Genomic DNA, 13,818 nt, shown 5'->3' with positions numbered 1-13,818 from the left:
AAGCGAGGTGATCGCACGCGGATCCCCTCGGCGATGGTGGGCGTAGCTCAGCTGGTAGAGCACCTGGTTGTGGTCCAGGAGGTCGCGGGTTCGAAACCCGTCGCTCACCCCATCACCCCAGTCTGGTCGGGGCTTGCGCCCCTTCCCGCAGGCTGGGGTTTCGCCTTTTTGTGGGGGTCGAACCCCCACACCCCGCCGGGGGCGAGCCCCCGGACCCCCATCACGCGTGGTCACCTCGGCCGTAGGTGGCAACCCTCACGACCGGATGGCTCAGCGTGCGAGCCGCCGAATGCCGGTGCACGGTGTTCTGGTGGCACGTTCAGCACCGAAGGTCCGGGGTCGTAAGAAGAAGCTGCGGTACGAGGACATCACCGTCGTCGACCAGTCGTTGCTCAAGCGGGCGGTGGGGGCCGCCGCGCTCGGCAATGCCATGGAGTGGTTCGACTTCGGCGTGTACGCCTACATCGCCGACACCATTGCCGAGGTGTTCTTCCCGGCCAGCGTGTCCCCCGGGGTTCGGCTGATCGGGACGTTCGGCGCCTTCACCGCCGCCTTTCTGATGCGGCCGCTGGGTGGCCTGGTCTTCGGGCCGCTCGGGGACCGGATCGGGCGGCAGAAGGTGCTCGCCGTCACCATGATCATGATGGCCATCGGCACGCTGTGCATCGGGCTGATCCCGTCGTACAGCTCGATCGGTGTCTGGTCGCCGATCCTCCTCGTGCTCGCCCGGATGGTGCAGGGCTTCTCCACCGGCGGCGAGTACGGGGGCGCCACCACCTTCATCGCCGAGTACTCGCCCGACAAGCGGCGCGGCTTCATGGGCTCCTGGCTGGAGTTCGGGACGCTCTCCGGGTACGTGCTGGGCGCGTCCGTCGTAACCGGGATGAAGGCCTGGGTGCCGCACGAGACGTTGCTCGACTGGGGGTGGCGGGTCCCGTTCCTGGTCGCGGGGCCGCTCGGCATCATCGGGCTCTACATGCGGCTCAAGCTGGAGGAGACGCCCGCCTTCCAGAAGCACGCGGAGGAAGCCGAGAAGCGGGGACGCTCCGGGGAGCCGTTCTGGAAGATGTTCACCGAGTACTGGCCCGCGCTGCTCATCTGCGTCGGCCTGGTGCTGGTGTTCAACGTCACCGACTACATGCTGCTGTCGTACATGCCGACGTACCTGTCCGAGCAGCTGCACCTCGACGCCACGCACGGCCTGCTGCTGATCATCGTCGTCATGGTGGTGATGATGCTGATCATCCTGGTCGGCGGGCGGATCACCGACCACGTCGGCCGCAAGCCCGTGATGATGGCCGGCTGCCTCGGGTTCCTCGTGCTGTCGTGGCCGCTGATGCTGCTGGTGCACGACGGCGGGCTCGTCCTGACCTTCCTCGGGCTGATGGGGCTCGGCCTGCTCCTGCTCTGCTTCGAGGTGTCGATGCCCGCGGCGCTGCCCGCGCTGTTCCCGACGGCGATCCGGTACGGCGCGCTGTCCATCGCGTTCAACATCTCGGTGTCGCTCTTCGGCGGCACCACCCCGCTGGTGATGCAGTCGCTGATCTCCGCCACCGCCCACGACTTCTGGCCGGCCTGGTACATGATGGCGGCGGGCGCGATCGGCGCCGTCGCGGTGTACTTCAGCCGCGAAACGGCGAACAAGCCGCTCTGGGGCTCGGGGCCCGCGGTGTCGACCGAGGCCGAAGCCCGGGAGCTGGTGCGCGACTCGGGCTAGTTCGCCGCCGTCCGCCACTCGTCCCAGGACAGCTGCCAGACGCTCCAGCCGTCGGTCGGCTCGAGCTTCGGGCCGCCGCTGTTCTGCACTGTGACGAGGTCGCCCTTCTTGGCCGTGTCCATCAGCCACTTCGTGTTCTCGGTGGACAGGTTGAGGCAGCCGTGACTGACGTTGCTGTGCCCCTGCTGCCGCACCGACCACGGCGCGGAGTGGAAGAAGATGCCGCTCCAGGACAGGCGGACCGCGTACTGGACGAAGGTGCTGTAGCCGCCCGGGGCGTCCTCGGGCACGCCGTAGGTGGCGGAGTTCATCGTGTAGCCGGTGTGCTCGCTCATCACGGTGTAGGTGCCCTGCGGCGTGTTGTGGCCGGGCTTGCCCATGGAGGTCGGCATGGTCTTGACCTCCTTGTCGTTGATCGTGACGGTCATCTGGTGGGTCTGCCCGTCGGCGACGGCGACAAGCTTGTCACCGACGGTGACGCTGGCCCCCTTGTCTTCCCGGCCGTAGCTGCCGTTGCCGAGCGGCTTCCCGTAGACGGCGGCGTCGACCTTGATCTTCGTGCCGCTCTTCCAGTAATCCTTCGGCCGCCAGGTGACCTGCTTGTCGCCGGACCAGCGGAAGGCGCCCTCGGTGGCCGGCTCCGCGGTGACCTTCAGCGCCTTCTCGGCGGCGGTCTTGTCGGCGACGTTGCCGGTGAAGGTGAAGATCAGCGGCATCCCGACCCCGACGGTCTCGCCTTCGACGAGGTTCACCGAGACGCCGAGCTGCCGCGCGGGCTTGACGGTGCTGAACGTCGACTCCGCGGTGACCGGCTTGCCGTCCGACCCGGTGGCGGTCGCGGTCAGCCGGTAGGTCTTGTTGTAGCCGAGCGGCTCGGCGGAGTCCCACCCGGAGCCATCGGCCCGCACCTTCCCGCCGACGACCTTGCCATCGGCACCGGCGAGCTTGACGTCCCCGACCTTCCCGTCCGTGACGGTGACGCTCACGGGCTCCCCGGGCGCGACGTCCTTGGCATCCTTGGCGGGAGTGAGCGCGAGCACAGCGGGCTTCGGCGCAGGCTTGCTCTCACTGGACGGCGGCGCCGTCTCCCGAGGAGGTTCACCCGAAGGGGTACTGCTGCACCCGGCCAAGAAGAGCCCGACCACCCCGGCGACCACCAGCAGCCGCCCCGTCACACCCCGCATGCGCACCCGCCCGTTTCGCCGTCGATGTCCGACTACAGTGTGCCCGACCAGCCGCAACGCCGGGGCAGCAATGCCGGAACCGGCTTGGGGGACCCCCCTGAAACGGCCTCGGAGAGGGGTGCTAATCTTTTCCATGTCGCCGAGGGAAGCCTCCGGCAGACACCGGCGCCATTAGCTCAATTGGCAGAGCAGCTGGCTCTTAACCAGCGGGTTCGGGGTTCGAGTCCCTGATGGCGCACACTCACTCCCCAGGCTGAAGATCTCTTCGGCCTGGGGTTTTGTGCTATCTGGAGCCGGGTTGCCACCCAGCCAATCGGCATGCAGGACCGGCCGATTCTGTTACCGACAAGCTTTCCGAGCCGCGCCCGCGGTCCACAATGTCCTGTCATGACCGCGGGCCTGAGCTCCGCGTTGGACAACGCCAGTCTCGGGGTGGCGAGTGCATCGGAGCTCATCGGTCCTTGCTCGCCGGGCTGCCGGTCGGGTCTGTGGCGAGATGCTCGCCAAGGCGTGACTGATCATGCCCGACGCCGCAGCGCCGGACCGGCTGCGCACTGCCGCGCAGCGACAGCATCGCCCCACCAACCACACCCCCCGCCGACCCGATACGCAGCCGCTTCAGCGGGTGGGAGGTTGTGTCAAGGCACGCTTTCCCGCCTTGACACAACCTCCCACCCGTTGAACAATCCGGCGTTCGGGCCGGTGGAGGCCACCCAGGTACCGCAGATCAAGACCCAAGACAGGCACCATGACCATCAAACTCGAGAACGTCGGCATCGCGGTCCGAGACATCGAAGCAGCAATAGCCTTCTTCACTGACCTCGGCCTGACGCTGCTCGGCCGCGACACGATCAGCGGCGATTGGGCTGACACGGCCGTCGACCTCGACGGCAACCACGCCAAGATCGCCATGCTCCAGACCCCGGACGGCCAAGGCCGCCTGGAGCTGTTCGAGTACATCCACCCCCAAGCGATCGAATCGAACCCCACTCGTCCCAACGAAATCGGCATGCACCGAGTCGCCTTCTCCGTCGATGACATCGATGCAGCCCTCGAAACAGCCGCAAAACACGGGTGTCACCCGCTTCGGGGCGTTGCCACCTACGAAGACATCTACAAACTCACCTACGTCCGGGGCCCCAGCGGCATCATCGTCATGCTGGCCCAGGAACTTAAGAAGAACTGACCGACGCGGCAACCGGGTCCCGGCGGAGGCGGGCGCGGGCAGGGACCGGCCGGTGCCACGGTGTCCGGCCCCACGGCTTGGCTATCGATACCCACGTCATGAACAAGAACGCCACCAGGTTCACCGCCGCACCGTAAGCCAGCCGTCCGCTTACCGGGCTTGGGCGGCCTCCCGCGGCCATGCTCTCCTCCACCCAGACACCCAAGCCGTACGTGCTGTACAGGATCACCGCCACCGTCAGCACCAGTTTCACCAGCACCCACCAGTGCCGCGCGATCCCCCACTTCGTGACCACGCACAGCACCACACCGCCGACGAGGCTGGTGAACGCCGCCGGGATCACCACGAACACGTCGATGCGGTCGACCATCAGGTAGCACACGCCCCGCACGTCCGGCCGGTCCGTGTAGTGGGCCGTCATCGCCAGCACGACGTTGGCCGCGCCGGCGCCCATCCAGCCGACCGACACCACCACGTGCACGAACACCAGCAGCTGCCGCAGGCGCTTGCCCGCCGTCCAGCGCTTCACGCCGGCTCACCGACCGTGACGGCGCCGAGCAGGTGGCCGAGCGCGTCGGGCAGGCGGGGGTGGCGGAACTCGTGTCCCAGTTCGAGCAGCCGTCGCGGCGCCACGTGCTGGTCGGCGATCGCCAGTTCGCTCCGGCCGTCCTCCCCCAGCAGCAGGTGCGGGCCGAACGGCGGGACCTCGGGCCGCGCCGGCCGGCCGAGCACGCTCGCGAGCGTGCTCGCGTACTCGGCATTGCGCACCGGTTCCGGGCTCGCCGCGTTTACCGGTCCACTGAGGACAGTGTCGGTCACGGCCCGCAGGTAGACGTCGGCCAGGTCGTCGACACCGATCCACGGCATCCACTGCCGCCCCGACCCCATCGGGCCGCCCAGCCCGGCGGCGAACAGCGGGTACTGCGCCCGCAGCAGGCCGCCGCGTGGGCTCAGCACCAGGCCCGTGCGCACCAACACCACACGCAACTCCGAAGCCGCGGCCGCTTCCCAGCCGGCGACGACGTCGGCCAGGAACCCTTGTCCCCGCCCACTTTCCTCGTCGAACAGCTCGTCACCCCGGCCGGGGCCGTAGTAGGCGACCGCGGACGCCGAGACGAACACCTTCGGCCCGCCCGGCGTGCGGGCGGCCAGCTCCGCCAGGGCCCGCGTCGGCCCGATCCGGCTGTCGCGCACCGCTTCCCGGCTCCGGCCGGTGAGCGGGGCGGCGGCCAGGTGCACCACAGCGTCGACGCCGGCGAGCAGATCGGCGGCAGGTTCCTCCGGCTGCCACGTCCGCTCGCCCGGCGCCTCCGCCGCCCGGCGCACCAGGCGGACGACCTGGTGCCCGCCGGTGGTCAGCAACGCTGTCAGCGCCGTGCCGACCAGCCCGCCCGCCCCGGTCACGGCGACCGTCAGCGGGTCGTGCCGGTACCGGCGGTGCGCGACCGTGGCGGCGGCCAGCTGCCCGTGCCGATAGGCGGACATCGAACGCCGGAACGCCTCCGGGGTGGTGTCCGCCGTCCGGATGCCCCGGCGAGAGCTCCTGCCCACGACCACCCCTCGATGCACGGACGATGCATTGCTGGGCAGAGCGTAAGAGCAAGATCGCGGGGTCGCACCTCGAACGACCGGTATTTCGTTGCAGACCCGATGCAAATCACCCGGCCAGGCGACGTCAGCGCCGTTTAGACCGGATCGGCGGAGTACTCGACGCCCACCACGACGTCCTGCAGGCCGGAAAGGTCGCCGGCCAGGGTGAAGCGCCACGGCTGCTCGACCGGCTCGCCGATCGCGGCGTTGAGCGGCTGGTCGGGCGACGGGCTGCCCGGCAGGCGGAGCGGTTCGCCGTTGGAGAGCGCGATCCCCGCTTCGCACGTGAACGCCGTCGCCGCGCCCGCGAGGTCGAGGGTGGCCGAGACCGCCAGGTCCGCGCTGCCCGGCAGGGCGACGAACACGTTGGTGACACGGCGGTTCTGCTCCACCACCGGGTACGGCACCTTGCCGAAGTCGAGCTCCAGCGCGCCGCCGCCGCCGGCCTTGATGGCGCCCAGTGCCTCCGGGGCGAACCGGGCCGCCGAGACCAGCAGGAGCCGGCCCGCCGCCGGGGTCGCCGGGGCCTGGCGGAGCGCCTCCGAGAACCGGGCGAGCCCGTCGATCCGGATGACGACGTCGGTGATCGTGTCCCACGCTTCCGCGTCGCGGTCCAGGTGCAGGGTCCAGCCGGTGTCCAGGCCGATGCCTTCGAACGGGCCGAGGACGTCGTGGCCGTCGGGGACCGGGGTGCCGCTTTCGGAGACCGCGACGGCGTCGGCGAACCGCAGGAGCGGGCGCGTCGCCAGGGTTTCGTCCGTGCTGGCCTGCGAAACGCCGTGGTTGACCAGGGTGCCGCGGACGCGCCGGCCCGCAGTGAGCATCCGGACCTCGACGGCGAGACTGCGGACGCGGTGGCCGAACGTGCCGGGGAAGAACGCGCGCGCGGCGCCTTCCGAGGTGGCGAACGAGCACCGTCCACGCGCCTTCAGCGCCCCGAAGGCGAGCGGGAACTCTTCGGCCAGCGACAGCACGTACCGGTACGGGACCAGCGCGCGCTCCCCCGCGATCCGGGCGGCCTCGAGCTCGGCGAGGTCGCCTTGGAGCTGGTCGGCGCCGGTCACGCCGGAGAGGTCGCGGGCCAGGTAGTCCATCCGGACGATGCGCAGGTGCCGGTCCTGCTCGAAGGCGAGAGCGCGTTCGGCGAGCCAGCCGGCCCACGCGCCGAGGTCGAGGTAGCGGCGCAGGACGCGACGCAACACCTGGGTGACGGCGGTCCAGAACTCGGCGTTGAGCAGGCGCAGGGTGGTGAACGCGAGCAGGTCGTTCGCGAGCCGGATGTCCGCGTCGGCGATGGTGGCCTGCAGCTTGGCGATGGTCACCTCGCGCTGCTTGGCGTCGACGTTGCCCTTGGCCAGCGGCAGGGCGACGTCCTGCAGGCGCTTCAGCTCGCCCGCGCGGCCGCTGTAGGCGGCGGCCATGCCGGACATGCTCGTGTAGCCGGCGTAGTAGAACGCGCCGAAGCCGGCGAGCACGGACGCGCCCGCGCCGAGGCCGAGCAGGCCGGACGCCGAGGCGTCGCCCAGCCCGAGTTCGGCGGCGAAGCCTTCGCCGATGCCCTTGGTGGCGAAGCCGGGCAGCCCGGTGAACGTCTTGGTCAGGCCCGACGCGAAGTCCGACAGCTGCCCGAAGAGGCTGTCGTGGTCGGCGATCTCGGCCTTCTTCGCCGCGACCTGGGCCTCGACGTCGGTGACCTGCTTCTGCGCGAGGACGACCTGGTAGGCGGCGATTTGCGCCTGCTCACCGGCGATCGCCTTCTGCGCGGTGGCCTTGGCGAGCAGGTTCGACGTGCGCAGCCGCTCGATCGCCAGGTCTTCGAGGTGCGCGGTGGCGGCCAGGAAGTCGCGCTCGGCGGCCTTCGCCAGCGCCGCGAACCGGTCGGCGGCGTCCTTGAGGGTGCGGTAGCGCTGCACCGGGACGGTCGCTTCGGTGCCGCCGAAGTAGTTCAGCCCGGCTTCGATCCGGGTGAAGCCGAGCCGGGCGCGGGCGACCTGCGCGACCACGGCCGGGTTCGCCGACGCGCCGACGTAACCGCCGGGAACGCCACCCTGCCAGGACGGCCCCACCTGCGGGTCGTCGCCGTGCAGCCACAGCACGGCTTTGTAGAGTTCCCGTGCGCGCGCCGCGCCCGCCGGTTCGTCGGCGCGGAAGAGCGTGTCCGCCCATTCGAGCAGCACCGCGCCCAGGCGCAGCTGCAGGAACCGGCGGTCGACGCGGTGCAGCAGGCCGGCCACCTTCGGCGGCCGGAGCTGGCTGTAGTCGTCGAACGTGCTGCCGTACGGGATGGCGTCGGGCGCGCTGAGATCCGGTTGCACCACCTGGGCCTTGTCGGAGCGGTCCATTGTGGATGGCAGAGGGCCGTCGGTGTACAGCTCGGGCAAGCCGGCGTTCCAGATCGTCTTGTACCCGGCCGGATCGTCCTGCGCCGCCGCGCCGATGGCCACGCCGAGCAGGCCTTCGAGGCACTTCGCGGCCTCGGTGAAGCGGCCGGTGGCGAGCAGCACGTCCGACCGCCACACCCAGGCGAAGTACGTCGCGTACAGCACCAGCCCGGCGGTCAGGCGCTTGCCGTTCCAGTCACCCGGGAACGGGAAGTCGTACGTCGGCTCGCTGAAGAACGCCGAGCCGAACCCGAGGAACCGCTCGAACGCGGCCAGCTGCGCTTTCGTGGTGACCGGCAGCCGCCTGCGGGCCAGCATGGGCGGCTCCAGCGGGTAACCGGCCTTCTGTTGCTCCTTGATCAGTTCCAGTGCGGCGGACGTCGTCGTGTCGATCAGGGACAGCGCCTGCGGGTATTCGCCCTGCAGCAGCAGCTTGTCGATCTTCGCGACGTCGGCGAACACCGCGACCGCCTTCACCTGCCAGGGCGGCCCGGGCTTGGTGCCGGCGAGGTCGCCGGCGCGCAGGGAGCGGGCGATGGAGAGGACGTTCTCGGGGTAGAAGGGCGCGGTCGCGGCCAGCCATTCCTCGTACTCCAGGAAGAACGGCGCCCGGCCGCGCTGGACGTCCGGGATGATGGTGCGGTTGCGGACGTCCGGCGGGGTGTGGAAGGGATCCGGCGCCGACTGGAAGCTGTCGCGGAAGAAACCCAGCAGTGTGGCGGTGTTTTCGGCGACGAGAGTGCTGGTCGCCGGACCGGACCGGGTCAGGTCGATCCGGAACCGCAGGCCGAGCTCTCGGGCTGTCACTCCGGAAAGGACGATCAGACTGTCCAGATAGGACCGCGCGTCCATGTCGCCGCGGTCGGGAAGCGAGGCGGTGGGCAGGCCGTAGCCGGTCGGGGCGGGGTCGGTGAGGATGCGCGTGACCGTGCCGATGGCCAGTTCGTTCGCGGGCCGCGGGCTGGTGTCGCGGGTGGTGAAGTCCTGGTGGAAGCGGGCGGTCAGCTGGGCGCGGGCTTCGGTGGCGGTGAGGGGCTTTTCGCCGCCTTGCTGGAGCCAGTAGTCGTCGTAGGCGCAGAGCTTGACCCAGACGCCGAGGAGGTAGTCGCGGTAGCCGATGGCCGGGTTGAGCGCGCCGATCAGCGGACCGTCGAGGATGTTTCCTGCGGTGAATCGGTCGGCGTACTTGTTGAGCAGGCCCGAAAGCCCGGTCCGACCGAGCGCGCCGAAGTCGATCGGCCAGTCCACTTGGGACAGGTCGGCGAAGCTGTCGAGCCGGGTGCGCAGCTCCTGCAGCGCCGGTCCGGTTTCCGGGTGGTCGCCGAGGCCGGCTGCGTAGGCGGCGAAGTCGTGGGCGAGGGTGGCCCACGGCGGGAGCGGGCCGAAGCCGCTCAGGACGCCGGAGGGATCGAGGAAGGCGGCCTCGAGTTCGGCGACGGCCCGCACGCGGACGGCCTGGTCCGGGACGACGGCGGGGTCGCGGACCAGGGCGAGCAGCTCGTCGATCCGGCCTTCACCGGGCCGGTTGAAGACGGCCCAGTCGACTTGGGCGGGCGGGACGTCGATGGTCAGCCGGAGGAAGTCACCCGGCCGGGTGGTGACGAGGTCCTGCGGCGGCCGGTCGCCGAGGGTGCCGGTGATCGTGACGGGTTCGCCTTCCCCTTCGCCGCAGGTGACCACCCGGACGAGCCAGGCGGGGACGTTGTCGCCCGGGGTGAGGGAGAACCGGCCGTCGGCGTCGGTGCTCCCGGCGGCGAGATCGTGGGAGCAGCCACCGAGCCGGACCTGGACGGCGAGCCCCACGCCGGCGACGGGTTCACCCCGCTCCCGGTCGACGAGGGAGCCGGCCACGAGGGCAGGTCGGGACTCGCGTTGCTCCGGCATGGCGCCCTCCGTCGATCTCCGGCATCCGGCCAGAACTCAAGAGCGCGAAAGCGGGCGAGAGATACACAGGTGCCGACGGCGATCGGCGCGTGCACCGCAACGCGGCCGGACCCGTATTCCACCGGCCACCGAACAGAGCCGCGACCGTCCTCCCGGTTATTCCGTCACTTCCGGCCGAACGGCTCACCTGAGATCGTCGGTTCCGCCCGTCTTGTTACGGCCGTGTCGGTGGATTTGCGGAACCGGTTTCACCGAATCTGTGCGATTCTGTTCCGATGGGGAGAACAGAGCCGCTCGGATTTGTCGGGGCCGATGTGCTTGTCAAGCTCGTCGGCGCACTCTGCCTGCGGCCGCGGCTCGGGGATCGGCCGCGGAAACTCGACGAACAATGCCACTGGGGTGACTACCAGGACGAACGGTCCGAACGGCGGGGCCTGCCCATGGTCTGCCTCGTCCGGCCGTCCGAAAGCGCCGATGTGCTCGCCGCCGTTGCGGAACGGCTCAAGACCGCCAAACCGCAGGGCAGCATCCGGTACGCGCGGCCCGAACTGACCCAGCACGAAGGGCGGGACGAAGCCGGGCCCGCGACCGCCGACTCCGTCACCGTCGTCCGGGATGTGCTGCGGGATGCCCGGAAACAACTCGGGGACAGTGCCACCGCGCACACCAGCCGGCTGCCCTTTCCGCTGTTCGACCTCGTCTACTGGCTGATGCTGCAGGACTACGACGGCCGCGACGATCCCGATGGGGTGCTGCGGCGGGCCATCCGGCGGATCAGCCTCGCCGAGCGGTTCAGCTCCTCCGCCGAGGACGCCGTCAAGCAGCTGCCCGAAAACCAGGGCATCTGGAAGGTCTTCTCGCTGCTCGTGCGCGGGCTCACCCTGCTCACCTTCCGGATCGCCGTCACCGGCCGGGTTCCGCTGCTGTCCGGGCGGTACCGGTGGTTCCTGCGGCAGCCCCACCTTGCCCCCGAGATGTCCGGCAGCTTCGTCCGGTTCGCCCGGCGGCTCACCGAGGGGCAGTGGCAGGAAGAGGCCCCCGAATACGTCTGCCGCCTGCTGCTCAACGCCTTCCTCGAAGACCTGCGGCGAGCCTACCGGCTGCGGCCGTGGCGGGTCTGGCGGCGACGGCGGATGACCTACCCGGTGCTGCTGCTGGACGACGTGAGCGTCGGGAACGGCGGTTACCGGCTGCTCGAGCTCGTCAACTCCGTCCGCAACCAGGTCGGGCGGTTCGACCCGCTGCTGGTGGTCAGCGCCAGCCCCGCGCCGCCGCCCGACGCGGAACCGACGCCGCAACGGCCGCAGTTCCAGGCCGGGCAGGCGCGCGCCGCCTACGTGGCCTGGCAGAACCAGCTGGAGCGCGACCGGCGGGAGCGCCGGCCGACCGCCTGGTACCTGCCCGTCGGCGTCCGGCCGCCGTCCGATGACGACGAGCCGAAGGTCCGGCAGATGCTGCAGACCCTCGGCAGCGACTACCGGTTCCGCAGGCAGGTCCGGCCGCCGTGGTGGGCGAGCCGGTGGACGCGGATCGGCGTGCCCGTCGTGGTCGTCGCGCTCGTGGCCGGGTTCGTCGCCTACCGCAGCCACGACACCTGGACCGAGCACTGTCGTTCCGACAACCCCTGGCTGACCTGGACCGGCACCGAATGCGTCGGCGCCACGGACGGCTCGCAGGACGTCTTCCAGCCCTCGGACGCGACGATCCGGCAGGTCGAAGCGGTCGTGCTGGACCAGAACCATCGCGCCGAGCAACTGCACGAAGCCCATCCCGAGCGGCCGTACATCACGCTTGTCGTGCTGGAGGCGCTGACCTCGTCCAACAACCTCGCGGAAGGGCTGACCACCGAACGCGAATCGCTGGAAGGGTTCGCGGTCGCCCAGCTGCGGCAGCTGAACGCGCCGGGCTCGGCCGATCCGATCGTCCGGCTGCTCATCGCGAACGCGGGCCGCAACATGCGCGAAGGCGTGCGGGTGGCCGACCAGCTGCGGCTGCAGGCGCAGCAGGACAGCAGCATCGTCGGGGTGGTCGGGCTGGACCTCAGCAGCGAGCCGACCCAGCGGACCATCGCCGCGCTGACCAACGCCGGGCTGCCGATGGTCGCCTCGACGCTGTCCGCGGACCCGCTGGCCGACCTGAACCCGATGTACTTCCAGGTGACACCGCAGAACCGGCGCGAGGCCGCGGTGGCCGCCGGGTTCGCCACCCAGCTGCCGGGGCCGCGCGTGGTCCGCGTCTACTACTCCGACGACGACGCCGACGTGTACAGCACCAACCTCCGCGACGACGTCCTGAAGTCCTTCCACGACCGGGGTTTCCAGGTCGACGCCCGCGCGTTCACCCCGGACGGCGGCCTCGGCGGGCCGCCTTCACACGTGCGGTACCGCGAGCCGCTGCTGGGCAACGCCGGCGCGGCCGGCCGGGACACCTGCTCCTACGACGGCCTGGCGTTCTTCGCCGGCCGGGGCGTGCCCGACTTCGGCCAGTTCCTCAGCAGCGCCGCGCAGTGCGGCAGCCGCGCCACCGTGATCGGCGACGACGACGTCACCCGGTTCGTCGCCGACCAGGGCGAACGCCGGCGCAACCGGGCACTGCCGTACTACTACCTCTCGTTCGCCACCGCGCCGGTCTTCCAGGCGAGCGGGACCGCGCTGGACTTCTACACGACGCTGGACGAGACGCTGTTCCCGTTCGAACGGACGCCGGAGGGCCGCTCGTACGACGGTCACGCGGCGCTGGCCTACGACGCGGCCCAGGTGATGATCGTCGCGGCGGCGTACCTGCGCGAGACGGCCGCCGAGATCCCGGTGACGCCGGGTGCGATCTGGCGCGAGATCACCGCGATCCACACTTCGCGCCCGGGGGCCGAGCAGGTCAACAAGTACCTCGAAGGCGTCACCGGCACCATCGACTACGGCGGCGACATCAGCCGGAACGTGCCGCAGAACAAGCCGGTTGCGGTGATGGGCGTGTCCGGCGGCGAAGTCGACAAGTCGGTGCACGGCTTCTGCGGGGCCGCCGACGGGCCCACGTCCGACACCTGGTGCCCGCCCGATCCGTGACCCCGCATGCTGGCCAAACCGGGCCGACGTGAGCAAAACTCACCTTCATGCCCGAACTGAGAGTTTTCCGCCTGCTCGCCCGGATAGGGCTGACCTGCTACGCGGCCGTCCACCTGATCGTCGCTTGGCTGGCCGCGCAGGTGGCGCTCGGCGACCACGAACGGGCCGACAAGGCCGGGGCGCTGCAGCTCGTCGCCGCCGAGGGGGGTGCGTGGCTGCTGTGGCTGGTTGCGGGCGGCACCGGCGTGCTCGCGCTGTGGCAGCTCAGCGAGGCACTCACCGGCCACCGGCAGGCCTCACCCCGGCGCCGCTGGGTGCGGCGGTCGGTCAGCGGCATCGAAGTCGTTCTTTACGGCCTGGTCGCCTACAGCGCCGCCAAGACCGCGACGGGCGCTTCCGGCAAGGCCGGCTCGGTCGTCGCGGCCGTGCTGGGATGGCCGTGGGGTGCGGCCGCGGTGATCGGCGCGGGTGTGCTCGTCATCGGCGTCGCCGGGTGGCTCGCCTACCGGGGCGCGCGGAAGAAGTTCCTCCGCGACCTCGACTTCGGCGGTGCCTCCCCCACCGTGCGGTTGTCGGCCACCCGGCTCGGCCAGGTCGGCTGGTGCGCGGTGGGCGTCCTGTACGCCACGGTGGGAGCGATGTTGGTGCTCGCGGCCGTCCGGTACGACCCGGCCAAGGCCGGCGGGCTGGACCCGGCGCTGAAGACGCTGGCCGTGCAGCCGTACGGGCCGGCCTTGTTGCTTGCGCTGGCGCTCGGGATCGCGGTGTTCGGCGTGTTCGCGCTGCTGGAGGCCCGGTTCCGGCGGTTGTGACG

8 protein-coding genes and 2 tRNA genes are annotated in these 13,818 nt (G+C 70.6%); 6 read left to right on the top strand and 4 right to left on the bottom strand.

All coding sequences use genetic code 11. From position 1 onward, the window contains the following. The first annotated feature begins 36 nt into the window (after positions 1–36). Positions 37–112, top strand: a tRNA-His gene (locus HUT10_RS37650). A gap of 177 nt (positions 113–289) precedes the next feature. Further along, positions 290–1,717 (top strand): glycine betaine/L-proline transporter ProP, encoded by a 1,428-nt coding sequence (gene proP / locus HUT10_RS37645; protein WP_176175533.1) that lies wholly within the window; start codon positions 290–292, stop codon positions 1,715–1,717. Here the strand turns inward: proP and HUT10_RS37640 are convergent. Then, the gene (locus HUT10_RS37640; RefSeq protein ID WP_217709674.1) at positions 1,714–2,901 is read right to left on the bottom strand and encodes an Ig-like domain-containing protein; all 1,188 of its coding nucleotides are present in this window, start codon (positions 2,899–2,901) and stop codon (positions 1,714–1,716) included. The genes proP and HUT10_RS37640 overlap by 4 nt on opposite strands. 165 nt (positions 2,902–3,066) lie before the next feature. Here HUT10_RS37640 and HUT10_RS37635 point away from each other — a divergent pair. Then, positions 3,067–3,139, top strand: a tRNA-Lys gene (locus tag HUT10_RS37635). Positions 3,140–3,649: 510 nt separating this feature from the next. Beyond that, on the top strand, positions 3,650–4,087 hold the full coding sequence (locus HUT10_RS37630) for a VOC family protein (RefSeq protein WP_176175532.1): 438 nt from the start codon (positions 3,650–3,652) through the stop codon (positions 4,085–4,087). Here HUT10_RS37630 and HUT10_RS37625 read toward each other — a convergent pair. The 3 genes from HUT10_RS37625 to HUT10_RS37615 form a co-directional block, all read right to left on the bottom strand. Next, on the bottom strand, positions 4,074–4,616 hold the full coding sequence (locus HUT10_RS37625) for a hypothetical protein (RefSeq protein WP_176175531.1): 543 nt from the start codon (positions 4,614–4,616) through the stop codon (positions 4,074–4,076). The two genes, HUT10_RS37630 and HUT10_RS37625, sit on opposite strands and share 14 nt — an antisense overlap. Then, complete coding sequence (locus HUT10_RS37620; RefSeq protein ID WP_254897209.1) at positions 4,613–5,638, bottom strand: TIGR01777 family oxidoreductase; 1,026 nt, start codon at positions 5,636–5,638, stop codon at positions 4,613–4,615. Before HUT10_RS37620 ends, HUT10_RS37625 begins: the two co-directional genes overlap by 4 nt. Before the next feature lie 134 nt (positions 5,639–5,772). Next, positions 5,773–9,942, bottom strand: coding sequence for a hypothetical protein (locus tag HUT10_RS37615; RefSeq protein ID WP_176175530.1), 4,170 nt, complete (start codon positions 9,940–9,942; stop codon positions 5,773–5,775). Between the two features lie 275 nt (positions 9,943–10,217). Here HUT10_RS37615 and HUT10_RS37610 point away from each other — a divergent pair, with 275 nt between their 5' ends. Both HUT10_RS37610 and HUT10_RS37605 read left to right on the top strand, forming a co-directional pair. Beyond that, a complete protein-coding gene (locus tag HUT10_RS37610) occupies positions 10,218–13,004 on the top strand; it encodes a hypothetical protein (protein ID WP_176175529.1) in 2,787 nt (928 codons plus the stop codon). A gap of 47 nt (positions 13,005–13,051) precedes the next feature. After that, positions 13,052–13,816 carry a DUF1206 domain-containing protein gene (locus HUT10_RS37605; RefSeq protein ID WP_176175528.1) on the top strand — a complete coding sequence of 255 codons (765 nt, stop codon included), beginning with the start codon at positions 13,052–13,054 and terminating at the stop codon, positions 13,814–13,816. Positions 13,817–13,818 lie beyond the last annotated feature (2 nt).

This window comes from Amycolatopsis sp. Hca4, from assembly GCF_013364075.1.
Classification (GTDB): domain Bacteria; phylum Actinomycetota; class Actinomycetes; order Mycobacteriales; family Pseudonocardiaceae; genus Amycolatopsis.
The sequence above is the reverse complement of the archived record's forward strand: the minus strand, read 5'-3'. Positions and strand labels throughout refer to the sequence as shown.